Raw genomic sequence first — 24,206 nt, 5'->3', positions numbered from 1 at the left:
CCCCCAATTCATGTTTATTCTTGCTTTGTGCACATTCTCATCATACTGTGGGCAAAAGTGCATTTGCTTTGGCTCGTATGGTGCACTATTTTTAGAATTGACAAATGGCGGGAGGAGCACGTATGATTCTGTTCAACATCAAAACTAAACTTTTTCTGGTCCTCGTCCTCGTATCGATCGTGCCAATTATCGTTGTTTCTGTCAGTTCCTATCGCAGTTACACGAAGCTGGTGAATGAGCAGACCTCTCTCGTGACGTCGACAACTATAGGCAATTCGGTCAAGAGCATGGAGGAAATTTTGCAGAACATCGACCGGATCTCCGTCACACTCCTTCAGCAGTCTTCAAATGCAACCGCTTACAGCACTGTGAGTGATGAACTAATCAAGTTGAACGGTACCAACGATCAATATGAAATCTTCATGATCCGCAGCAAATTGAAACTGATCTTTGAAAACATTCTGCTTGGTTACAATTACATCAATGGTTTGTACCTTTTCACACCTGATGGCAAATGGATAAGCTATGGCAGTAGCGGCACAGACCTACGCCTTGATTATGTCGCACTTCGCGATGAGTGGTATCTGGATACGATCAAGCGCAAAGGCGATTTGTATATTGGTGAAGTTGGCGTCAAACCTTACATCATTAACGCCAAGGAATCCATTGGCTTCTCCAGAGCTCTCTACGATCCCAACAACAACGAGTTCCTAGGCGTGTTTATGCTGGATTGCAGTATGAACATTTTTGACGGTCTAAAACGTAATCCGGCACCAAGCTTGTCCAATCTATATCTGGCGAACGACGCTGGCGAGATCCTGTACTCCAGCGACGGAAGTAGAGTTGGCACTCCTCTCTCCGATACTCTGGCTGCGGCAACGCATCAAGTCAGCAACAATTCACAGTACAAATCCATCCAAGATAACATGATGACGGTAATCCAGAAAGTTCCCGGCCGCAATTGGAACGTGATTGCCAACATCTCTATGGATCGGTTGTATGAGGAGTACAACATCTCGCAAAAGTTGCTGTTATACGTGGCCATAAGCTGTGCCGTCATTTTCCTTCTACTTTCCTTTTTCTTGTCCAATCTGATTACCAAACCCATCATTGAATTGACCAAACTGATGCGCAAAACCAAATCTCATCGCTTTGTGACCATCAAGCCTCAAGTAACGAGGCAAGTCGACGAGATTGGAATCCTTTACCATGAGTTCAACAAAATGATGAAAGACATCGATACGCATATCCGAGAAAGTTACCAGAATAAAATCCTCATGCTGGACTCCCAGATGAAGGCATTGGAGGCACAGATCAACTCCCATTTCCTCTACAATACGCTGGAGTCGATTAATAGCATTGCCGAGATCGAAGAAGTTGAGAGTATTGTGGTGATGACCAAGTCACTCGGGGACATGTTCCGCTACAGCATCAAAACGGATAGCGAGCTGGTCCCGGTCAGCGAAGAACTTCAACATGTAGAAAACTACATGGCCATCCAGCAGATTCGGTATGGTGACAAGTTCGCGTTCAACCTTAATGTAGACCCGGAAATTCGGAGTCGTCGCATGCTGAAGCTTCTGTTGCAACCACTCGTGGAAAATGCCATCTATCACGGGTTGGAGAACAAACGTGGGAAGGGTTCCGTTACCATTACCGGTTTGTTTCAGGAGGACAGCATCGTGTTCGAGATCTGGGACGATGGCGTGGGCATGTCCTCAACACAAGCGGAAGAACTTCGACAATTGCTCCAGCAGCCACCTGAATTCGTCGCCGTTGGTCAAAGGCATAAACAAAGCATCGGCATCAAAAACGTGCATTCACGAATTGCTTTGTATTACGGAGAGGGTTACGGCCTTTCGTTTCATACCGATTTGAATACAGGAACTCGAATTACACTCGAAATTCCGGCCAATTGGGAAAAGAGGTGACCAAGAGATGTACACGTATATCGTTGTGGACGATGAACCCTTGATCCGCAAAGGTTTGTTGAAAAAAATCGGGACTTTTGAGCACTCGCTTGAACTCTTAGGCGAAGCAGATAACGGAGCAGATGCCCTAGCTTTGATTGAATCGTTCAAGCCGGACATTATCTTTACGGACATGCGTATGCCTGAGGTCGACGGCAAGCTGTTGATCAGGACAGTATGCCAGCAATATCCGCGCATCAAGTTAATTGTCATTAGCGGACATACCGATTTTGATTATATGCAGGAGGCAATCTCTGCGAAAGTTGTAAATTACCTGCTGAAGCCTTTTAGCCGGGACGAGATTCACGGTACGCTTCACCAAGCCATCCAAGCCATCGAACAGGAGCGCTCTCTTCAGCGGGAAGTCGTTCTAAGAGAAGTAGAAACGGAGCAGATGAAAAGGGATGCAGACATGCAAGCCTTCCTGAATTATGTGCTGGCTCCCCATTCATCCATCAAAACACCTGTGTTCCGCTCTGCGGAATTTGCCGCCATCATGGCTTCTGACCAGTTCATTTTCTTGACGATTTATGGTCCTCAACCGCTTACCGCACAGCAACTGCCTACCTTTTCGAATGGCCTGTACATTCCTCATCCACAAACGGATCAACTACTGTTTTTCCTGATGCATGATCTGGGTTGCTCAGGCCAGCTTGATTTGCAGAAAATGGCGGAACAAACAGCAAGTATAATTTTGACCAAATCCGAAACTACGGATTGTTGTGTGGGGATCAGCTTGCCTCATACAGGCATTGGTGGGGTCCGAGAAGCTCATCATCAAACAATCCTTGCGTTGGACGAACGAGCCATTACCGATTTTGGCAAATGTTACGTATTTTCACGGGAGCAAATTCCTTTACATCAACTGAAGTGGGCTCGAACGTATGAACTGTTATTTTTTATAGAGAGCGGGAATGTACCGAAGGTGGAAGAGCTCATCACCGATTTCTTTGCTTTCTACATACGCCAGCCTGACGCTTTGCTTGCCCACCTGAAGGAGCAGTGCAGAGACATTATCACGGAAACCAAACGGCTGCTGAGTAACTATATCCAGAACGGAGGTAACAGTAGCGCCTCTTCCAGCTTGGAGGCCGTCCTGAACGTCTCGTTCGATATGGAGTGCATTAGGCATTACATGGTAAAGGTGCTGACGGGAACAGCTCTTCTGCTTAAGGAAGACAACCCCTACGCATCAGATCAAGTGATCGACAACGTCAGGACATATATCGATAATCACTATACTAAGGATTTAACGCTGGAATGGGTATCGTCCCTGTTCTACCTGAACCCGAGTTACCTCAGTCATTTATTTAAAGAAAAGACATCCGAGAACTTCACTGATTACGTAAACCGACTACGGATCAGTCAAGCCAAGCAGCTCTTAACGAGCACAGACGATAAAATCTACCGGGTTGCCAAACAGCTGGGTTACGACAATCCAAAATATTTTTTTCGGGTGTTTAAAAAATTGACTGGTTGGACTCCAGAGGAATACCGAAAGCAACACAAATCCTTCACCGCAAACAACAAGGAACCAGGCCATGCATGATGGCCCAGTTCCTTATTTTCGTTGTTCTGGTTCTTAGTGATCCAGCCGTTCTATTATCCGGTCATGCACACGGACAATAACAGTTGCAAGTTGTGCCCGTGTAAGGGTGCTCTGTGGTTGTAACAGTTTATCCGGCGTACCTTGGAATATACCAAGCTGAATGGCCGTTGCCATGACTGCCCGGTTATTTGGTGTCAGCTGGGCCTGATCCTTAAAATCTTCCAGCCATGATTCAACCTCTGCTTCTGGCAGTTTCGTATCCACCCCAGACAAGTTCAGCGCACGAACGAGCACCATTGCCATGTCCTCACGTGACATTGGGGCATTTGGCAGGTACTGCCCTTCTTCCATCAGGCCATATTCCTTGGAGGCTCGTAAAATCGGATCAAACCATTTCTCGTTTGCTGCCGCTCCCATCGGTTCAATTCCTAACGCATTCAAGGCAGCCATCAACGTTTGGGCCGATGTTGTCGTTCCTTGGGGTTGCATGCGGCGTTCCGATACGCCATTGATCAACAGCAAGCTGTTGGCTTTGGCAATATCTTTGGCATACCAAGCTGAAGGCTTAACATCAACAAATTCGCGGAGCGAGTGAATCGCAACGTACGTGCCTCCTTGGTTTAACAGTACTTTCCATACCTTGTTTCCGTTTGTGTCTTTGGTCAACACGCAAGGCACCGGCGTAAGTTGTCCTCCTTCCCCAACGTATGCGATTGTTGTGGAGTTTGCAGCTACGACATCGTTAACAGGCAGCGCTGCAATGACATACGTGTTCTGCTTATCTTTGATGGATACATTCCATGGATCGCCGATAACCCGGATGCCAGATGAACGGATATTTGCTGCCTTAGCTTGATCAGCAACATCCCCCGTTTGCACGGTCACGACAGCAGAAACATTGCCCTCCGAATCCGTTTCGCCTTCAGTCTCGGACCCGGATGCTGGTGGCTTAACAGGAGTTCCAACACTACCTGATCCAGGCGTGCTTGGCGAATCTGGATTTGTTCCTGGATTTGTTCCCGGCTCTTTCAACGTAAATGACAAACTGTCAATCCGAAGATCCGGTTCATGAAACACCAGATACAGATCATGTACGCCGCTCACGGCAGCAGAAATATCCGCCTCTACGTCAACGTACCCTAATTCCTTGACCGTTACGTTAGCATTGCTAATCTTGTAGGAGACAGGTTCTGTCACCGGTACGTTCCATACAGCAAGCGGTGCAGTATCGAGCGCATCCGCATGCAACGAGATCGTGCCACCCTGCACATTAGATGCGACAGTTGCCTTCACCTTCTGCGCACCTGTCAAGTCAGCCTTAGGCAACGCGATCCACGATCCATTTTGTTTGGACCGAACTGCATAATAACCTCCAACAATCGCTTTGGCTTTTAATTGGGCTGCCGTGCGTTCCTTGGATACTTCGTGGTAAACGACCTCGTTCGAAGCAAACGCATGATCAAATACATTTATAGGCTGGGTAAGGGGTAAGGTCGAAACCGACTTCCCACCAATGCTTAATGCCTTCGATACTTGCACGTCTGCATCACCAGCTGAGGTTCCGATCATGAATTCATAACTGCCCTGTTCAACGATCCATTCGCTCTGATTCACATCCCATAATGCCAGCGTTTGTGGATCGACCTGCAACAGGACTTCTTTTGTTTCACCCGGAGTGAGATGGATCTTCTCAAATGAAACCAGCTTCTTTTTAGGCGCATGTTCGCCGTATGCAGAGTTGCTGTTACGGGCGTACAGCTGCACGACCTCGGAAGTGGCCACATCTCCTGTATTGGTTACGCGGACCGACACCGTGAATGGTTCATCTCCCGTTACAGAAGACGGTACGGTCAGGGAATCGTACGTAAAATCAGCATATGATAACCCGTAACCAAACGGATAGGTCACCGTGGCATCTGTATACATATAAGTCAACTCAGATTCAATGGGGTCTGCATTCGTCATATCAACCATAAATCGGGGGTCGATGTCGTCAAGGCCAGTAATGTTACCTTCTGGTATAACATATGGACTAATGGAAGGGAATGCATCAATGCCTGCATACCATGTGGACGTCAGGCGGCCTGTCGGCGCGTAATCTCCGTACAATACCTGGGCCAGAGCATACGAATCGTATTGACCGCCATATGGCTGGTAAACGATCGCCGAGACGTTAGGGTTGTTCTGAATGCGCTCCATGTTTACAGGGAAGCTCGATTTAACCACGACAACGGTTTTCTTGCCCTGGGTTGCAAAGGCAGCAGATACTTTGTCGACCAGTTCATAATCTGCCTCGCCCATATCGAGGGTAGACCGGTCGTTACCTTCTCCTGCACTATGTCGTGGAATTGCGCCGACAAAGACGATGGCATAATCGTCTTCTGTGGCTCTTGCTACTGCCTCTTCGTCCACGTTCTTCACCACGGTCTTCTCAAACTTCACCTCGTCCGGGCGATTCGCAGCGTTGACCTTGCTTCCTAGTGGAGATGATGTTGTCACGAGCTTACCAGCATCATCTACCTTGATAAAGCGTCCGTTGGCATAATACCAATTTGTAAAGTCACCAGAGAATCCTGTACGGTACCCATTGGTAACAATAGACATTGAGCCATCCTCGTTCGTTTCCATTCGTAATGTTGGGGGTATGGCACTCGTATCACCCATCATCTCAGGAAGGTTCCAATCATTGTTCGTCAGATTGAGGCTGGTACGATCCGTATTGCCAACTGCGGCATGATTTGTCGCAGGGGAAGTCACCCAACGCTGGTTATACAGCGACAATAAACTTGAACCCGCCTGACCCCAATCGTATACTCGGAACAAGTGGGAGAAACTGGCCTCATCTGGGGCATCCGAAGTTGTGATGAGCTGCGCTCCCTCCGTGCCTGCATTTGGACTATACACGTCTGCCGTGACCGTTTGTTGATTCGCTTTAGAGGTTAGTGCAATGACTTCATTTCCTGGGGCATAGTTTACGTTACTGCTACCATTCATTTTAATGATTGAGAGCAGTGGAGATTCACCCGAGTTTTCCAGCGTAGGTGTCGCGCCAACTGAATACGTTGTCTTGAAGCGTGCGTCGGCATACACCCCAGAAACAGCAGCGTCATTTCCTTTTTCCAGCGGAAGTGTGTCATCATTTTTCAACAAAACAACGCTCTCCTGTGCCGCTTGAAGTGCTATTTCCTGATGGTTCACTTGGTTATAATCGGAAGGCGGAGACGTCCTGACGTCTCTTGCTTCCTGGGCAAAAGGGTAGTTTTTCGGTATGCCCTGCTCATCAGTTTCATTGAAAATCCCCAAACGTACCAGCTGGTTTACATGTGGTCTGGCTGCTTCTATAAGTTCTTCCTCGGTAATTCCATATTCCCCTTGCTCTACGAGCGCCACGAGATCGGTCACATCCGCAGGTGTCGTCCCTGACGGCCGACCCGCATTCGCCTGAGCAAGCGCCATGAGAACGGTTGCATGACCGCGGTCCACGGCATAGCGGTCGTCATATCCATTTCCGAGTTGGTTCGCGTTGGATACAATTGCATCTCCATTGAAATCAGGCGAGCTGTATACACCATATTTCGCGTCCAAATTGGCCAATAATTGTAGCGGGGAAAGGATGTTTGGAATGCCGTTAGTCCGGCCATAAGATGTCATTGTGCCCGCCAGCGCACCTGATTCAAATCCAGGGAGCGCGGCTCTGGTTTGGTACTCAAACAATGAACGCGCGCTTGCACTGTTATTCGCTGTCTGCCTGAACCACTGCGCGTTATATACGGAGTAATGCTTTGTCCCCACCGCTGCCCTCATCCAGAATCCATCTTCGCTGGTGGACTGATCAATTCCGCTAAGACCCGAAGCCATCTTGTCGATCAAGACTCCGGCCATATTGGGATCTTCAGAGAACCCTTCATCGAAACGACCGCTAAGCGGATTGATACGCATATCACTGACCACACTGAACGCCACGCTGAGGGAAGGATCGTTGCCCCCATGAATGTTGGATTCGCCTTGCTTGACCTTTAATTTGCTGATTTTCTCGTTCCCCATCACTTCACCGATATCGGACAAAAGTTCTTTGTTCCAGCTCTGTCCCATGCCGATCAGAGCAGGAAAATCGGTCGAGACACCCTGAACATTATCTGCAGCAGATAACGCACCGGGAATGACCTTGCCCGCATGTTTCCCCTGCTTCAATGTGTAATGGTTTCGCGAACCCGTCACATAAACGGCTGGACCTTCGAGGCCAGTGTATTCGAAATAGGTGTCTACGTATGCATCCAGATGCGCTGGCACGCCATCAAATAATGGCATCCCGTCAAAGACACCTCCTTGCTGAGTTTGGAACTTTAACGTACTTGTCGTAGATGCTGATAGTGGCGTAGCTCCCCAGGACCCCCATGTCAGACTGACCACGGTGATGACCGCAATCACTTTGCCACTAATCTTCTGCTTGAAACCTCTAGCCAAAGTCAATGTTACCCCTCCTTTATTTGTAATCGCTTACAATTTGGTACTCACTCATTATAGTTGGAGGAATGGTACATTTTGTTTATGGGTTGAGGTACAGTATTTTTAGATATTACGGTTATGTATCGTTAAAGGATAAATTTGGATTTATATTAAATATAAGCCTCATACTCCATCAATCACTTTACTAAGATGCTCGATTCAACCAACATAACAACTCATTGAAAACTTTGTTTCTGCGGTAACACAAGCCAGGTCATGGGTCATTTCGATAACTTCAACGAATATTCAACCAAGTAATGCCACAAGGCTTGTCTCTAGTTATAACAATCAAAAGGGCGTTCCAAAAGTCATCTTCCTGACTTATGGAACGCCCCACCCACTAAAATTACTTCATAAACATTCGATGTAATTTGGTTTTTTATAAAATGAACTCCAGCTACACAGTAACGAAGAGTGCAGAACCAATCTGGAGAAGCGAAGCGCTCGCCTTTATCCCCGGATTTTACCCTTTCAAAGGGTGATTCAAAAAAATCCGGGGATAACAGCGATCGAAAGATGGTACTGCACTCGTAGTGGCCATGTGTAACACCCTGTAGTTCATTTTACCCCACCCAACATGACATCGAATCCCTACCTAAACATCCCCCACAGCTTAATCAAATGAAATGTATTGTTCGGATCAATCTTCTGCGCGAGTACAAACGCAACAAACTGCTCCTCCTGCGCCGGAGAGAAATTCTCATTCATAATGACAGCTGAAGACTTGACCAACCTTCTGACCTTGGCCTTATCTTGCAGATCAGACTTGGTCACGCCATCAATCAACTTTTTGATACGCTCTTTGACAGCGGGATTTTTCATCTTTAATTTGATCCGCTCCACCAGCTGCGGACTAATTCCATATTGTTGATAACCCAAAACGTATAGCACCTCCCAAAAGAATGAACTCACTTCTTATTCATATGTCGGGAGGGCTTGTACACTTGTCTTTTTTTACAAAGTTAATACGCAAAAACCGCTATCATGGCAAACATTAGTCAATCAGATCACCCTTGAATACTTGCTGTTGCTGTAGGAAATCACGCAGAGGTGCATAGTCCATAGAGGTCCAGAAGGTCGCATCCTCAATTAAGTGGGTCACGTCATCTCTGGCCTGTTCCAGCACAGCAAAATCAGCAACCATATCGGCAAGACGGAACTCGGGTAGTCCGCTCTGTTTGGTACCAAAGAAGTCACCCGGACCCCGGAGATCCAGGTCCCGCCGGGATACCTCGAATCCATCCTCCGTTTCCGTCATGACCTTCATACGTTCTTGTCCAACCTCCGTCTTGGGATCAGCAATGAGTACACAATAGGAAGCATGTGCACCACGACCGACCCGACCACGAAGCTGATGCAGCTGAGAGAGACCGAAGCGGTCCGCGTCCATAATGACCATCAACGTTGCATTTGGCACATCGACCCCAACCTCGACAACGGTGGTGGAGACAAGCAACTGAATATCATTGCTGTAGAAGTCGCGCATCATCTCTTCTTTCTCCGCAGCCGTCATCCGGCCATGCAACAGCCCTACACGATATTTCGGAAAGTTCTGCTGCATCTGCACATGCAGATCAATGGCATTCTGCACATCCAGCTTCTCCGACTCTTCAATGAGTGGACAGATTAGATAGGCCTGACGGCCCTGATCCACTTCTCTGGAGATAAACCCGAGCACCCGCTCCATCATATCGTGCTTAACCCAATACGTAGAGATCGGAATCCGTCCTTTCGGACGTTCCGAGATCGTGGATACCTCAATATCCCCAAAAGCGGTAATGGCAAGAGTCCGTGGAATTGGCGTTGCCGTCATCGTTAACACATCCGGGTTATATCCTTTGCGTCGTAAAACGCTGCGCTGATTCACCCCGAAGCGATGCTGCTCGTCCGTCACCACAAGACCCAGATCACGGAAGAAAACATCTTCCTGAATCAGGGCGTGTGTACCTACCACGATATCAATCATGCCCATTTGCAACGAGGCGATCAGATCTTTACGTTTACGCCCATTTACACTGCCCGTTAACAGCCCTACGGTTACCCCAAACGGTTCAAACAGCTTTTGCAGTGAGCGCATATGCTGCTCCGCCAGAATCTCCGTAGGCACCATCAGAGCCCCTTGGAAACCGGATCGAACAGTCGTGTATAGTGCAATTGCCGCAATAACCGTTTTACCCGATCCTACATCACCCTGCAATAACCGATTCATTGCATAGGGCGAACGCATATCATGCAGAATTTCAAGCTCCACCTTTTTCTGAGCATCTGTTAATTCAAAAGGTAAACTGCGTACAAACTCACGGATCGTCGTATTGTCCGTTGTATGTACCACACCATCCATGCGATTTCGGTTGAGCGCACGATACGCCTGCATTTTCAACTGGAACAGAAACAGCTCCTCGTACACCATCCGCTGTCTGGCCTGCTGACCTTCCCGGTTGTCCTGTGGACGGTGGATTCCAGCAATCGCTTGTTTACGAGGCATCAAGCTGTATTTCTTCATCAAGGACTGAGGCAGAATCTCAGGAATCATATCTCCGAATTGGATTAGTCCCTGATTGATCGTTTTCCGCATCCATTGTTGCGTCAACTTGCCGGTTACCGAATATACAGGTTGCAGTGTGCCTGAACGCCCATCGCCTTTATCGGGGAACTCCGAGTCAGTAACTGTCATCTGCATGCGTTTTTGTTCCCATTTGCCCGTAATCACAATCTCCCGATTGGGGGTAAGTTGTTCTTTGAGGAAATGGCGATTGAACCAGGTGGCTGTAATCATCCACTCTTCCGTCATGATCTTACAGGTGAGACGGGACTTTTTACCGTATCGTTGTAATACAGGAATACCCATCACCTGTCCCTGGACCGTAATCTTGTCCCCATCCTTCACTTCACTAAGTGAACGCAGACGATAATCCTCGTAACGGAACGGATAATATTCAAGCAGGTCTTTAACAGTAGAGATGCCAAAGGCGTGAAGCTCTCCCTCTTTGAGAGCACTCACGCCGTTAATTTGCTTAACTGATATTTCTTCCAATTTCATGTCTAATCCCTCATTCCGGAACAGGCCACATAAAGATCGCAATGACACCAGGTCCAACATGACTGCCTATTACGGCTCCAATATTGGTATAGATCACTTCGTTCAGTGTAAAATGACCCCGCAGCTGCTCTGCACAAGCGATCGCTGATCCCGGGTCAGCGGTATGACCTACCGCCAGGTTAACCCGTTTGCCTGCAAGATCCTTCTGGAACAGTTCAATAATGCGTGCCATTGCTTTTTTATGACCTCTGACTTTCTCAACTGCGTAGATAACGCCTTCTTCATCAATAGACAGGATCGGCTTAATGTTAAGCAACGTTCCCAAGATGGCTGAAGCTTTGCCAATCCGACCGCCCTTTTGCAGATACTCCAAAGTATCCACGAGAAAGAACAATTTGCGAGATTGTTGCATCCCTTCAATGGCAGCAGTGATTTCGACTGCTGACTTGCCCTGTTCGGCAAGTTCAGCAGCCTGTACTACCATTAGACCGTATCCATACGATGCTGACTTCGAATCCAGCACGGTGATGTCACCCTCACGCTCCAGCAAAGACTTGCCAAGCATGGCCGATTGGTAGGTACCACTCATGCCAGATGACAGGTGGATCGATACAATCGGGCGTTCCGGGTTCTCATCAAGCAAAGCTTGATATACATTCATGAAATCGGTTGGAGATGGCTGTGAAGTTGTAGGCAACACAGATACTTTCTTCAACTTTTCGTAGAACTGTTCCGAAGTCAGATCAATACCATCTGCATAGGTCTCTTCTCCGAACAGTACACGCAGCGGAACAATGTGAATCCCGTATTTGCGAATGAGTTCTTCGGGAATATCCGCCGTACTGTCTGTTACTATCGCAACCTTGTGGCTCATGACTCTCCTCCTCTTCGCTAGAGTGCTATTAGGACTCTACGGAGAACAGATAATAATACACCGGCTGTCCTCCAAGATGTACCTCTACCTCAGCATCAGGATACTGTACTTCAAGCCATGCAGCGAGGGCAGCAGTAACCTCAGGGTCAGCTTCGTCCCCTTCAAGGATCGTCACCACTTCATCTCCACTCTCCATCATCTGTTTGAGCAGACCTTCACATGCTTGAAGCATGGTTTCATCTGTCGCTACAATTTTGGAGTTATGAATACCGATATAGTGCCCCGCCTTAATATCCAATTCATCATATTGCGTATCACGAACCGCATGAGTCACTTGACCGGACTGTACCCGGCTAATGGCTTCCAACATTTGGTCACGGTTTGTTTCCGCAGACTCATCTTCCTGGAAAGCAAAGGCAGCAGCCATCCCCTGTGGAATGGTCTTACTTGGTATAACCGTAATCCGGCGCTCATCTTCAAGCAGTTCACGTGCCTGCTCCGCTGCCAGTACAATATTCGAGTTATTCGGGAGTATAAATACCTGCTCCGCAGCAATGGAACGAACGGCTTTTACAAAATCCTCAGTACTCGGATTCATCGTCTGTCCACCGGACAGAACCACATCAACGCCAAGACTCTGGAAAATCTCTGCAATACCGTCACCGGAGGATACCGCAATAAAACCATACGGTGCCATCTCATCTGCAGGAAGTACAGCCTCTTCCATACTGCGCGCTGCCTCAGGTGGAATCTCTGCAAACAATTCAGGTGATGGAGCAATGTCCATGCCTGCTGTCAGGAGATCCCGATGCTGTTCACGCATATTGAGAATATGAATCTGTGTAATCTCACCATAATGTAGCGCCAGGTTTAATACATCGCCTGGTGTCTTGGAATGGACATGAACTTTGATGACTTCATCATCGGCAATGATAATGATCGAATCCCCATTAACTGACAACGCTTTCCGGAATGCTTCGTCATCGAATGCCACTCCTGCGTTCTCTCCAAGCTCACGATTAATGAAGAATTCCATATCATAAAGAAATTCAATATCTTCCGTTTCCAATCTCGCCTGAGCAGATAATGGCATCTCCGGCGCAATCACCTGCTGCTGTGCAGGCTTCTTGATATCCACTTCTGCCGGTGCAGCCGGTTTCAAAGCAGATGCTGCCACGGATGGGGTTACTTCTTTGTTCAGCGAAGTACGATTCACACCGTCACTTTGCAGCAATACTTCCATAAAGCCCTCGTAGATATATACAAGCCCCTGACCACCTGAATCCACAACACCAACCTGTTTCAGTACAGGCAGTAATTCCGGAGTCATTGCCAGTGCTTCTTTTGCTTTTAACAAAACTTCATTCATTAATTCAGTAATATCATTCGTCCGTCTTGCGTAGTAGTTGGCATGTTTCGCCGCTTCCTTGGCTACGGTAAGAATGGTCCCTTCAACGGGCTTTACGACTGCTTTGTAAGCTGCGTCAACACCGTTCTGCAGGGCTGCTGCAAATTGGAGCGTATTCAGTTCCTCATAGGGAGCAGCTGAACGACTAAAACCACGGAACAATTGCGACAGAATAACTCCTGAATTCCCCCGTGCGCCCATAAGCAGGCCTTTCGATAGAATACCGGCAGCTTCGCCGATGGAGGCAGAACTTTTTCTTTTAATCTCTGCAACTCCTGCACTCATTGTCAAATTCATGTTCGTTCCCGTGTCACCATCCGGCACAGGGAAAACATTCAGGGAATTGACGTGCTCTGCATGCTGTCCAAGTTGTTCCGCTCCGGCAAGTACCATTGCGGTGAAATCTGTTCCATTTAAAGAACGTATACTCAAGTGAGAATTCCCCTTCCTAGCTTGATACACGAACACCTTGCACCAAGATGTGTCTGGTCTGTTCATGCGCTAACGCGGACTGCGTTATTCTTCGTCCATACCTTGTCCGGCACAGGCATACAATACAACATGTCAGCCGGATTAACGGTCTGGGCGGCCGGGCTACCAATATCCTGCACTCTCTGCACCCCTAACTTCGGGGCATACGGATATGCACCGGTATCAAGAGCCGGCATGAATGCCGCATGGAGACTGGTGCCAATGATGGAATGCCGCAGCTCACAGCGTTGCCAAAAAGCAGACCACCGACCTCTAAGTACGGTTTATTCTCCGACTTCCTCGCGGCAACAGCCTGTTCACCACTGTATTATGGACTACTCAACATTGTACTATATTAGACAGGAGAAATAAATAAAGTTTTTGGATCAGTTGACGAAGCTTTTTTAATTATGATATTATATTCAAGTATTGTTTTATGCAGGTTAAGTAATGGAAATGATCCGGTTCATGCCGGCTTAAACAACGCCATTAGCTACTGAAACCTGATCTTTATGATCGGGAAGAACAATTTAGCCCTTATGGAATGACTTTTCGTTTCTGAAGGCAACTGGTTATTTTAGGATAGGAGGTGTAATCTATGTCTCGCAAATGTTATGTGACAGGTAAGAAACCGGGCACCGGTAACCACGTATCCCACGCTAACAACCGTAACCGTCGTACTTGGGGCGTAAACGTTCAGAAGGTCCGCATTCTCGTTGACGGCAAACCAAAACGTGTATACGTAAGCACCCGTGCACTGAAAGCCGGTAAAGTGACTCGCGTATAATCACGCAAAGCTACTATAAATCGGGTAAGCAAAAAGCACCTTGTTCCTTGCAGGTGCTTTTTTGGTATTCAAAAAAGGGATTCTTGAATACGCTCATTAACATGTGAATGGCCGCCGCATGGCGCTTCGCAGGTACGAATTCCAGATAAGCCTGAGCCAAAGCGGCGGTATTCCCTGTTACCTTATCAATCGGATCAGTTCTTTTGAAACGTATTAAGAATCGCCTTTACAAACCCTCCCAAAAACTTCGGCAGTTTGAATGTGTAAAATTTCATAATTCACCCTCCCCATCATGCTCATGCGTCCGCCGTATCCTATGCTTCAGGCCTTCTTTACCTCAAACACGACAAAAAAGGCTACATGAGAAACCTGCTCATGTAACCATATTTATGCGGAACCTTCGATCCCTATTCCACAATGACAAGCCCGAAGATCAGGTCATTTACGTTTGGGCAGGAATATATTGATAGACAGCGATCATGAAAACACTCAGTACATAATACAGTATGCTGAATATAACAAAAGTAACCCGATGCCCGGTACGATCAAATTTGCGGAAATACATAATAACAACGCCCACCCCGATTAATGACGTGATGGCATTAAACGGGGATTGAATAACCGCAAACAAAGCAAGCACAAGTCCCGTCACGAGACTCGCAGCCATCGTCCACAGTGTCTCCTTGAGGGTCATAGATCAGCCTCCGTAGCTACGGCGAATTTCAGTAATCGCGGCAGCACGATCCTCACGTCCAAATACGGCACTCCCAGCAACGAGCACATCTGCTCCAGCTTCCACTACAAGCGGGGCTGTATCGGCTGCAATTCCGCCATCTACTTCGATATGTACATCATGGCGTCCCTTTTCGTTCAACCAGGTACGAATCTGCTTGATTTTGTTCATGGTACCCGAGATGAAAGCCTGTCCGCCAAAACCAGGATTGACCGTCATAACAAGAACCATGTCCACATCATCCAGTACTTCAAGAATGGCAGACGCTGGCGTTCCCGGATTAAGGGCAACTCCTGCCTTCACTCCTTGCTCCTTGATCAGGTGAATAACTCGGTGCAGATGCACACAAGCCTCAGCATGAACGGTAATTACCGCTGCACCCGCTTTGGCAAATTCCTCAACATAACGCTCCGGATTCTCAATCATCAAATGCACATCGAGCGGCAAGCTTGTATGTGGAGCGATCGCCTTCACAATCGCAGGTCCAAGCGTAATATTAGGGACGAAATGACCGTCCATAACGTCAACATGAATCCAGTCTCCTCCTGCAGCTTGAGCTTCTGCAACTTCCGCACCAAGGCGGGCAAAATCAGCTGATAATATCGATGGGGCAATTTTAATCATGTTAATACCTCCGCTTCTTATCTTTCATTTCGGTCAGGAACAGCACATAGTGCTGATATCGGCTTTCAGAGATCAGACCTTCCTCCTTGGCCGCAAGCACACGACAGCCTGGTTCATGTGTATGGGTACAACCTCGGAATTTGCACTGATCTGCAAACTGGGCGAATTCCCGGAAACAAGTGGAGAGTTCCTCCACACCGATCTCCAGAAAGTCCAGTTGGCTGAATCCTGGCGTATCCGCAACAAATCCACCATTATCCAACGGAATAAGCTCCACGTGCCTGGTGGTGTGTTTCCCTCGTCCTAGACGCATGCTGATCGCATTTGTCTCCAGCGTCAGGCCCGGCATCAATGCATTTAACATCGAAGACTTGCCTACACCGGATTGTCCGGAGAATACGCTGATCTTACCAGCCAGACGGTCTCTGAGCAGTTCACTGCCTTCACCGGTACGTGAACTTGTGGAGATCACTTCATAACCAACCTGTTCATACAATGCTTTCACTTCAGCAACAGTGTCTTTGGCTGGATCAGCCAAATCCAGTTTGGTCAACACAATGAGTGCATCCAGCCCCGCCTGCTCGATGTGAACAAGGAACTTGTCCAACAGGTTCAGGTTCATATCCGGTTCCTTCACAGAGAACACGAGAACAGCCAAACTTACATTGGCTACAGGAGGACGGATAAGTTCCGTCTCACGCTTCCGGATTTCATCTACCGTTCCTTCTCCGTTCTCTGTCAACATGTAGCTGACGCGGTCACCTACAAGCGGTGATGTTCCCCGTTTTCTGAAGATACCTCTGGCTCGACATTGAACGGCGGAACCTTCAACCGAAGGAACCCCGTTGTCTTCCACTGGCATGACATAATAGTAACCGCTTAGCGCTTTAACGATGATACCTTCTGGCATAGCTCCGTCGCCCTCCTTTAGATGGTGGTACATTTACTCCAGACGCCAGCATAAGCCGCCCTTATGGACGGCTTGATGCGTTAATGACTTCCTTTTTCTTCTCTTTTTCCTTACCGTGCCCCTTACCATTATTCATGGCAGAAGTGTCCTCATCTACACTGTCACCTTCACCGTCTGCCGGTGTGGACTCAGGTTCACCTTCCTGATTGGGATCAACACTGCCTTCATCAACGCTACCTTCACCTGGATCAGGCTCGTTTTCTGGCGGCGTCTCAGTGCTTTGTTCCGGGTCAATGGAAGGTACATTTACTGTTCCGTTTTTGGCGTCACTGTAGGAGACAAGATACGTATCCAGGAACTGTCCATCACGATATACGGACACAGCCCCATTTTCATTTGGAGCGAGCACAAGTGGAATGGTCAAGGTCTGGGTTGAGTTCACAGTGCGTGTTCCCCATTCCTGATTCTTGCCGCGTGCATCTTCATATGTGATACGAATTTTACTGTTTTTGCCCTCTTCTTTGGGTGACACATTGATATTAAAAGGATATTGCAGCGCTTCAGGCGGATACCCTGTACTAATAAAGATCGTAATCTTATCACCAGGACTCACCTCTGTGCCCGCTTCCACAGGCCATTGCTGCGTCACTTTGCCCTTTTCTATCGTATAGCTTGGTTCTTCCTGCACCTGAGCAAGTTCCAGTCCAGCAGATTTAAGCTTTTCTTCAGCTTCACTGCGGGTAAGATTTTTCAGTTCAGGCATTTTGACCGTTTCAGTGCCTTTACTTACGGTTAACTCAATCTGAACTATCGCAGGATCAAATTCCTCATTCACACCCGGTGTCTGGGAAATAACAGAACCTGAAGCCACATCATTGGAGAAGTCATCTTTCCGCTGAATCTGATCTTCCTTAATGCCAAGCGCAGTCAACTTCTTGACAGCCTCATCATAAGGGTCTTGTTTGACATCAATCATCTTCACCAGTTCTTTTTCTGCACCAACACTGATCTGGACCTCCGAACCTTCTTTGACAACATCGCCTTCTTTTCTGCTCTGGTCAAACACAATACCGGGTTCGACACCTTCCTGGTACAGACGGATGACCTCATCACTGACGACGAGTCCTTTCTCTTCAAGTAGTTCCCGAGCCTTTTCTTCAGTCTGGGTGATCACGTTAGGTACGGTAACTTCAGGTACAACCAACATACCCTTGACATACCATACAACGCCCACCATGGCGATTAGAATAAGAACGGTTAATGAAATGAGTAGAGCTGGCTTCTTCCAGCTCTTCGATTTTGTCTTACCCTTGCCAGTTTCTTCGTCAGACTCCATCACAGGCACTGCACCCGTCGATGTAACTCCGCGAGGTTCAGGCTTGATCGCTGGCATAACGCGAGTCTGGTCTATATCATCCTCATCTGGAAAATCAATCTTCGTTTCATTACGTCTCTCCGGCATCAGGCAAGTTTCCAGATCGGTCTGCATTTCTTTGGCCGACTGATAACGTTCCTGCGGATTTTTACGCATGGATTTTAAGATGACATTTTCCACACTTTGCGGAATCAATGGATTGAATTTGCGTGGTTCATCGAACTCTTCCTGCAAATGCTTCAATGCCACACTGATTGGACTTTCACCCAGAAACGGAAGTTGCCCGGTAAGCATTTGGTAAAGTACGATCCCAAGAGAATATAAGTCCGATTTTTCACCAGTAACGATGCCTTTGGCATGTTCCGGTGAAAAATAATGTACAGAACCAACTACAGAACCCGTCTGCGTAATCGTTGTAGATGTAACGGCACGGGCAATCCCGAAATCCGTTACTTTCACACGGCCATTCCGGCCTATTAATATATTGTGGGGTTTGATATCCCGATGAATAATTTGATTATGATGTGCATGATCAAGAGCATCTGCAATCTGGGAAGCGATTCGGACAGATTCGTCCACTTGCAGCGGCGCACGTTCTTTAATAATTTCATTCAGGTTTTTGCCTTCCACGTACTCCATGACAATATAATGAACGTCATCTTCCTGCCCCACGTCATAAATGCTAACTACATTCGGATGAGACAGTGATGCCGCCGATTGTGCTTCCCTCCGGAAACGGCGAATAAACTCTTCGTCATGCACAAACTGTTGTCTAAGGACTTTAATCGCTACATTCCGGTTTAACAGAAGATCCTGTGCTTTGTACACAAGAGCCATGCCGCCACCGCCGACACGCTCAATCACTTCATAGCGTCCGCCTAGCTGGTGCCCAATCATGACTCACACCCCGTTTCCGTATCCACGGAACCTTCCCTCTGCAACTCGAACAAAGCAACCGTGATGTTGTCGTCTCCCCCAGCAAGTAAAGCCAACTGAAGCAGTCGGTCTGCACGATCTTCCAATGCAAGTTCCAGATTGCCGGCAACCTGAATAATCTGCTCATTACTGACCAGGTTACTGAGACCATCGCTGCACAGGAGAAGAACTTCGCCTTCCTCCAGCTTGACGGTATCCAGATCTACCTTCACCTCGGCATCTGTTCCAAGCGCACGAGTTAGTACGTTGCGACGTGGATGATGGGACACATCCTCTTTGCTAATCTGACCATTTTTGAACAATTCATTCACCAGTGTATGGTCCTCGGTTAGCTGGATCACAGCTTTGTTCGCAATTTTGTAGGCTCTGCTATCACCGATGTGTCCAATAACACCTTCTGTATCGTTCAATAAAGCCGCAACCACTGTTGTTCCCATGTTGTGGTACTTGTCATCTGTGGATGCCGTACGGAAGATAACTTCGTTGGCATGCAAAATAGCATCGCTGAGAGCTGCAGACAGAGACGCATGTGACAGACCTGGTTCCAGTGTTCCCAGATCTTGTACCAACGTCTCTACTGCCAAGCGGCTTGCCGTATCCCCTGCAAGATGTCCACCCATGCCATCGGCAACAATACCCAGAATATATCCTGTATCGAGATTACGAATCCAGGCTGAATCTTCATTCACCGAACGCACTCGTCCGATATGGCTCACATGAACTGTTTTGATCAAAACGTTCTCACCTCAACTCCATATGCTTTGCACGAAGCTGACCGCAAGCGGCAGCAATATCATGTCCCTGTTCACGACGAATGGTTACATTAACACCCTGTTCCGAGAGAATCTTCTGAAAATTGAAAATGTCACTTCTCGATGTTCTTACGTATTTGCGTTCAGGTACATGGTTAACCGGAATCAGGTTCACGTGACACAACATGTTCTTAAGCACGCTTGCCAGTTCTGCTGCATGCTCTGGCTGATCGTTTACCCCACCAATAAGTGCATACTCAAACGTAATTCTCCGACCTGTTTTGGCCAGATAATAACGAAGGGACTCCATCACGTCTTCAAAAGGAAAACGACGGTTAACCGGCATCAATTTCGAACGCAGTGCATCATTTGGTGCATGGATCGAAATGGCGAGGTTAATCTGTGTATCTTCATCTGCAAACTTGTAGATGTTCGGAACGATTCCGCTCGTGGATACCGTGATGTGACGCTGACCAATGTTCAGTCCTTTTTCATGAATCATAATGCGCAGGAAAGTCATCGTAGCTTCATAGTTTTCGAAAGGTTCACCCGAACCCATGATTACAATGCTGCTGACACGCTCGCCGCGTTCATCTAAAATTTTCTGAGCCTGCACAACCTGGGCAACAATCTCCCCAGCCGTAAGGTTACGCTTGAGACCACCCAATGTGGATGCACAGAACGTACAACCAATACGACAACCAACCTGTGTGGTTACACAGATGCTGTTCCCGTAGTTATGCTTCATGATTACCGTCTCAATGGCATGATCATCATGAAGACCAAAGAGGAATTTAACCGTTCCATCCTTGGATTCAAACTTGGTAATTTCCTTAAGCGTTACAAATTCAAATTGCTCTGTCAGTTTTTCACGCAATGGCTTGGACAGATTGGTCATTTCACTGAAATCATTCACGCGTTTTACATAAATCCAGTCAAAGATTTGGCCACCGCGAAACGCCGGCTCCCCATTCTCAACGGCCCATTGCTGTAGTTGTTCCAGAGAATAATCATATATAAAAGGTTTCATTTTGTTGTCAACACCTATTCCTTCTTTTCTTTTCGTTGGCTTCCTTCTTTTCGTTCCATTCGTCCTATTCTATCACAAAGACCACGTTACATCCATGTATACCCTTGATATCTGTACTTCATGCATTATAACACCTCAATGCCGCCATCGCACCCTGTCATCACTTTTCTCTGACAATTATATCGAAGTCCCATCACAAAGAAATCCGCCGAAGTTCCCCTCGGCGGTCATGCTTCCGTGCTCTATTAAACTGTTATTTCGCTGTTTTTGTCAACCGTGCGATGAAAAATCCGTCGCTGTGAGCGTATTGTGGCAAAATCTGAATACCACCGTTCACTGCCTTCAAGTTCGCTGTCTCCGATTCAGACCAGACAGATGCTTCTGCTGGACTATATTCCGGATGTCGATTCAAGAAGTCTGCCACCATATCCTCATTCTCAGCAGGCTCAATCGTACACGTGCTATACACCAGAATACCACCTGGTTTTAACAACGGCGCAACCCGATCAAGCAATTCACGCTGCAAGCCTGCGATATCTTCGATATCTTCTACGGTTTTGGTCCATTTCACATCTGGCTTGCGTCGAATAACACCGAGACCTGAACATGGTGCATCCAGCAAAATGCGGTCAAACGACGCTTCCGGATACCGCTCGTTCAGATCAAGAGCATCTCCAGTTACAGCATCGATGCAACTCAGACCGAGACGCTCCGCCTGATCCAAGATCAGCTGGCGCTTGTGAGCATGTACATCATTCGCGACAATACGACCGCGATCCTGCATTTTCTCCGCCATGTGAGCTGTTTTACCACCTGGAGCTGCGCAGCAATCCAATACAAGTTGGTCTTCTTCCGGCGCAACGGCTTCAGCGACAAGCATGGAACTTTCGTCCTGTACAGAGAACAGGCCATCCCGATACCAGGACGTTAGAGCCATATTTCCGCCACTACGTACAAGAATACCATCGGAACTAAGGCGAGAAGCTTCAACGACTGCACCTGTGCTGGCCATCTCATGCATCAGTTTCTCCCGTGTGGTCATTGTGGTGTTGACCCGAACACTCACCGCTGGCGGCTCGTTATTCGCACGACAGATCGCTTCTGCCGTCTCTTCGCCGTACTGGGCAATCCAACGTTTAACCATCCATAACGGGTGGGAATGCTCCAGTGAAATACGTTCGGCAACGGGCAGATGTTCTGGAATACGAAGTTCATCCCGATTACGGATCATATTGCGAAGTACACCATTCACCATGCCCGAGATTCCCTGATGGCCCAGTTTCTTCGCCAGATTAACCGCTTCGCTCACCACGGCATGTTCCGGAATACGATCCAGGTATATCATCTGGTATACGCTGATTCGCAGCAGGCTACGAACCCATGGTTGCAGTTTGGATACTCCTTTGGCCACGTAACGTTCCAGAAAATAATCAAGTGTATTCAATCTGGCGATTGTTCCATACACCAATTCGGTAGCGAGTCCAGCATCTGCGGGGCTTAAATCCGCCTCTTTCAGACGACGGTTCAACTCCAGATTACTGTATGCTCCATCTTGCTCAACAGCACTCAGAACTTTGACTGCCAATGCACGAGCAGATGTTTTGGGTTTCTGGGAGCGAGATGCACCATCCGATTTACCCGAATTCGGACGACGGTTTCCTTCACGCCCGGATGAATTTCCAGTAGCTTTCTGGCCTTTTCCTGACGAACGACCTGGTATGTTACCGCTCATCGCAGCACCGTTCCAGGTTTAAGTGTACCACCACGAGCAAAGTCAGCAGCTTGCATCACCTTTTTGCCTGCAGGTTGCACTTCAGTCAACCAGAGGGACCCATCGCCTGTGCGAACTTCAATCCCTGCCTTGCCCAATTGAAGCACGGTTCCCGGCTCTGCTTGTCCTGCATCCGAAGAAGTTGCCAGATCCACCTGATCGGGGTTAGCCGCAGCCCAGACTTTGAAGACCTGATCATCCCACATCGTAAATGCACCGGAGAACGGCACAAGACCACGAATCTGATTGAACAATTCGCGTGAAGTACGACTCCAGTCCATCTTCTCGTCATCCCGAGTCAGATTGCGAGCATACGAAGCCTCGGCATCATCCTGAGGGACAGCCGTTGTCTCGCCTGCAATCAATCGTGGCATTTCAGCCTGAAGCAGTTTGGAACCCGCCTCACTTAATTTATCAAACATCGATCCTGATGTATCTTCATCCGTAATTGGCAGTTCCACACGAGAGATCATATCTCCGGTGTCCAGGCCTTCGGCCATATACATCAATGTGACTCCTGTCACGGATTCACCGTTAATAATGGAACGTTGGATCGGGGCTCCACCGCGATATTTTGGCAAAAGTGAGCCATGCACGTTCACACAACCGCGAACAGGCATATCCAGCACGGCTTTGGGCAGAATCTGTCCAAAGGCCGCGGTCACGATCAGATCCGGCTTCCATTCAGCCAAGCGGGCTACGGCTTCCGGATCACGCAATTTAACAGGTTGAAACACCGGCAGACCGTGGCGTTCTGCCGCGGCCTTAACCGGTGTTGGCGTAAGTACTTTTTTGCGTCCCTGTGGTTTATCAGGCTGAGTCACCACACCCACCACATTGTATCCCTCTGCCATCAGCATATCGAGAGAAGGAACTGCAAATTCAGGTGTTCCCATAAAAACAATATTCAAATCGATCACTCCTTAATTACGACGCGGTCCCGTTTGATCGGCTGCAATTTCGTACACTTTCTCGGCGACATCCGTAAAGAGTACGCCATCCAGATGATCAATCTCATGCTGGAATGCACGGGACAGCAAGCCACTACCCGTAATAATCAACTCTTTGCCTTCACGATCCAGACCTTTAACCGTAACGGTCTCGAAACGGCGAACATCACCATTAATTCCAGGGATACTCAGACAACCTTCCGGTCCAAATTGTTCTCCCTCACTTGCAATGATCTCCGGGTTAATCATCTTGATCAGCCCTTGCTCATCACCTGCGTCGATAACAATCAGACGTTTCAAAATTCCAACCTGCGGCGCAGCAAGACCTACACCTTCCGCATCGTACATGGTATCAGCCATATCATCCAGCAATTTTTGTACGTTCGGTGTAATTTTAGTTACTTCTTTGGCTCTCTTGTGGAGCACCTCATCTGGTTCTTGCACGATAATGCGAATCGACATGTTGTAAGCACCTTCCTAATCCTCATCATAATTTCAGGACGATATCTGTATTTTTGGG

The 24,206-nt window shown here is 47.8% G+C and carries 18 protein-coding genes; 3 read left to right on the top strand and 15 right to left on the bottom strand.

All coding sequences use genetic code 11. The annotated features are described in order from the left end of the window. Nucleotides 1–122 precede the first annotated feature (122 nt). Both BLS69_RS03510 and BLS69_RS03505 read left to right on the top strand, forming a co-directional pair. Complete coding sequence (locus BLS69_RS03510) at nucleotides 123–1,931, top strand: sensor histidine kinase (protein WP_091028672.1); 1,809 nt, start codon at nucleotides 123–125, stop codon at nucleotides 1,929–1,931. A 7-nt stretch (nucleotides 1,932–1,938) separates the two neighbouring features. After that, nucleotides 1,939–3,519, top strand: a complete 1,581-nt coding sequence (locus BLS69_RS03505) for a response regulator transcription factor (protein WP_091028671.1) — start codon at nucleotides 1,939–1,941, stop codon at nucleotides 3,517–3,519. A gap of 33 nt (nucleotides 3,520–3,552) precedes the next feature. Here the strand turns inward: BLS69_RS03505 and BLS69_RS03500 are convergent, their stop codons facing one another. From BLS69_RS03500 to BLS69_RS03480, 5 genes are all read right to left on the bottom strand, one after another. Then, nucleotides 3,553–7,989 carry a glycoside hydrolase family 3 C-terminal domain-containing protein gene (locus BLS69_RS03500; protein WP_091028669.1) on the bottom strand — a complete coding sequence of 1,479 codons (4,437 nt, stop codon included), beginning with the start codon at nucleotides 7,987–7,989 and terminating at the stop codon, nucleotides 3,553–3,555. Nucleotides 7,990–8,616: 627 nt separating this feature from the next. Further along, entirely contained in the window at nucleotides 8,617–8,904 is a 288-nt protein-coding gene (locus BLS69_RS03495) for a stage VI sporulation protein F (RefSeq protein ID WP_036614589.1), read from the bottom strand. 115 nt (nucleotides 8,905–9,019) lie between these two features. Beyond that, a complete protein-coding gene (gene recG / locus BLS69_RS03490) occupies nucleotides 9,020–11,065 on the bottom strand; it encodes an ATP-dependent DNA helicase RecG (RefSeq protein ID WP_076250891.1) in 2,046 nt (681 codons plus the stop codon). Between the two features lie 10 nt (nucleotides 11,066–11,075). Then, nucleotides 11,076–11,939: a DegV family protein gene (locus tag BLS69_RS03485; RefSeq protein WP_091028666.1), complete on the bottom strand. Its 864-nt coding sequence runs from the start codon at nucleotides 11,937–11,939 to the stop codon at nucleotides 11,076–11,078. A gap of 28 nt (nucleotides 11,940–11,967) precedes the next feature. Continuing rightward, on the bottom strand, nucleotides 11,968–13,779 hold the full coding sequence (locus BLS69_RS03480; protein ID WP_091028664.1) for a DAK2 domain-containing protein: 1,812 nt from the start codon (nucleotides 13,777–13,779) through the stop codon (nucleotides 11,968–11,970). A gap of 637 nt (nucleotides 13,780–14,416) precedes the next feature. On the opposite strand from BLS69_RS03480, the gene rpmB reads away from it, so the two are divergent. Further along, nucleotides 14,417–14,605: a 50S ribosomal protein L28 gene (gene rpmB / locus BLS69_RS03475; RefSeq protein ID WP_017687459.1), complete on the top strand. Its 189-nt coding sequence runs from the start codon at nucleotides 14,417–14,419 to the stop codon at nucleotides 14,603–14,605. 194 nt (nucleotides 14,606–14,799) lie between these two features. Here the strand turns inward: rpmB and spoVM are convergent, their stop codons facing one another. The 10 genes from spoVM to def all read right to left on the bottom strand — a co-directional run bounded on the left by spoVM (nucleotide 14,800) and on the right by def (nucleotide 24,148). After that, the gene (gene spoVM / locus BLS69_RS03470; RefSeq protein ID WP_019424875.1) at nucleotides 14,800–14,880 is read right to left on the bottom strand and encodes a stage V sporulation protein SpoVM; all 81 of its coding nucleotides are present in this window, start codon (nucleotides 14,878–14,880) and stop codon (nucleotides 14,800–14,802) included. A gap of 167 nt (nucleotides 14,881–15,047) precedes the next feature. Continuing rightward, nucleotides 15,048–15,299 carry a hypothetical protein gene (locus BLS69_RS03465; protein ID WP_091014322.1) on the bottom strand — a complete coding sequence of 84 codons (252 nt, stop codon included), beginning with the start codon at nucleotides 15,297–15,299 and terminating at the stop codon, nucleotides 15,048–15,050. A gap of 3 nt (nucleotides 15,300–15,302) precedes the next feature. Continuing rightward, nucleotides 15,303–15,962 carry a ribulose-phosphate 3-epimerase gene (rpe, locus tag BLS69_RS03460; protein ID WP_017687456.1) on the bottom strand — a complete coding sequence of 220 codons (660 nt, stop codon included), beginning with the start codon at nucleotides 15,960–15,962 and terminating at the stop codon, nucleotides 15,303–15,305. A 1-nt stretch (nucleotide 15,963) separates the two neighbouring features. Then, the gene (gene rsgA / locus BLS69_RS03455) at nucleotides 15,964–16,872 is read right to left on the bottom strand and encodes a ribosome small subunit-dependent GTPase A (RefSeq protein WP_017687455.1); all 909 of its coding nucleotides are present in this window, start codon (nucleotides 16,870–16,872) and stop codon (nucleotides 15,964–15,966) included. A gap of 61 nt (nucleotides 16,873–16,933) precedes the next feature. Further along, nucleotides 16,934–19,144: a Stk1 family PASTA domain-containing Ser/Thr kinase gene (pknB, locus tag BLS69_RS03450; RefSeq protein WP_091028661.1), complete on the bottom strand. Its 2,211-nt coding sequence runs from the start codon at nucleotides 19,142–19,144 to the stop codon at nucleotides 16,934–16,936. Beyond that, nucleotides 19,141–19,917, bottom strand: a complete 777-nt coding sequence (locus tag BLS69_RS03445; protein WP_091028658.1) for a Stp1/IreP family PP2C-type Ser/Thr phosphatase — start codon at nucleotides 19,915–19,917, stop codon at nucleotides 19,141–19,143. Before BLS69_RS03445 ends, pknB begins: the two co-directional genes overlap by 4 nt. A gap of 7 nt (nucleotides 19,918–19,924) precedes the next feature. Next, complete coding sequence (gene rlmN / locus BLS69_RS03440) at nucleotides 19,925–20,965, bottom strand: dual-specificity RNA methyltransferase RlmN (RefSeq protein ID WP_036614609.1); 1,041 nt, start codon at nucleotides 20,963–20,965, stop codon at nucleotides 19,925–19,927. Nucleotides 20,966–21,218: 253 nt separating this feature from the next. Beyond that, nucleotides 21,219–22,697, bottom strand: coding sequence for a 16S rRNA (cytosine(967)-C(5))-methyltransferase RsmB (gene rsmB / locus BLS69_RS03435; protein ID WP_091028656.1), 1,479 nt, complete (start codon nucleotides 22,695–22,697; stop codon nucleotides 21,219–21,221). After that, nucleotides 22,694–23,647, bottom strand: coding sequence for a methionyl-tRNA formyltransferase (gene fmt / locus BLS69_RS03430; protein ID WP_091028654.1), 954 nt, complete (start codon nucleotides 23,645–23,647; stop codon nucleotides 22,694–22,696). The genes rsmB and fmt overlap by 4 nt, the downstream gene beginning before the upstream one ends. A 12-nt stretch (nucleotides 23,648–23,659) precedes the next feature. Then, entirely contained in the window at nucleotides 23,660–24,148 is a 489-nt protein-coding gene (def, locus tag BLS69_RS03425) for a peptide deformylase (protein ID WP_017687449.1), read from the bottom strand. Between the last annotated feature and the right edge of the window lie 58 nt (nucleotides 24,149–24,206).

This window comes from Paenibacillus sp. CF095 (assembly GCF_900101225.1).
In the GTDB taxonomy this organism is placed as follows: domain Bacteria; phylum Bacillota; class Bacilli; order Paenibacillales; family Paenibacillaceae; genus Paenibacillus.
This window is presented reverse-complemented; position numbering and strand designations above follow the sequence as displayed.

Excerpts from the sequence above, each read along its gene's own strand:
- BLS69_RS03510 (WP_091028672.1), top strand. The coding sequence starts at position 123 with ATGATTCTGTTCAACATCAAAACTAAACTTTTTCTGGTCCTCGTCCTC.
- BLS69_RS03505 (WP_091028671.1), top strand. The coding sequence starts at position 1,939 with ATGTACACGTATATCGTTGTGGACGATGAACCCTTGATCCGCAAAGGT.
- recG (WP_076250891.1), bottom strand. The coding sequence starts at position 11,065 with ATGAAATTGGAAGAAATATCAGTTAAGCAAATTAACGGCGTGAGTGCT.
- BLS69_RS03485 (WP_091028666.1), bottom strand. The coding sequence starts at position 11,939 with ATGAGCCACAAGGTTGCGATAGTAACAGACAGTACGGCGGATATTCCC.
- rpmB (WP_017687459.1), top strand. The coding sequence starts at position 14,417 with ATGTCTCGCAAATGTTATGTGACAGGTAAGAAACCGGGCACCGGTAAC.
- spoVM (WP_019424875.1), bottom strand. The coding sequence starts at position 14,880 with ATGAAATTTTACACATTCAAACTGCCGAAGTTTTTGGGAGGGTTTGTA.
- BLS69_RS03465 (WP_091014322.1), bottom strand. The coding sequence starts at position 15,299 with ATGACCCTCAAGGAGACACTGTGGACGATGGCTGCGAGTCTCGTGACG.
- rpe (WP_017687456.1), bottom strand. The coding sequence starts at position 15,962 with ATGATTAAAATTGCCCCATCGATATTATCAGCTGATTTTGCCCGCCTT.
- rsgA (WP_017687455.1), bottom strand. The coding sequence starts at position 16,872 with ATGCCAGAAGGTATCATCGTTAAAGCGCTAAGCGGTTACTATTATGTC.
- pknB (WP_091028661.1), bottom strand. The coding sequence starts at position 19,144 with ATGATTGGGCACCAGCTAGGCGGACGCTATGAAGTGATTGAGCGTGTC.
- rlmN (WP_036614609.1), bottom strand. The coding sequence starts at position 20,965 with ATGAAACCTTTTATATATGATTATTCTCTGGAACAACTACAGCAATGG.
- rsmB (WP_091028656.1), bottom strand. The coding sequence starts at position 22,697 with ATGAGCGGTAACATACCAGGTCGTTCGTCAGGAAAAGGCCAGAAAGCT.
- def (WP_017687449.1), bottom strand. The coding sequence starts at position 24,148 with ATGTCGATTCGCATTATCGTGCAAGAACCAGATGAGGTGCTCCACAAG.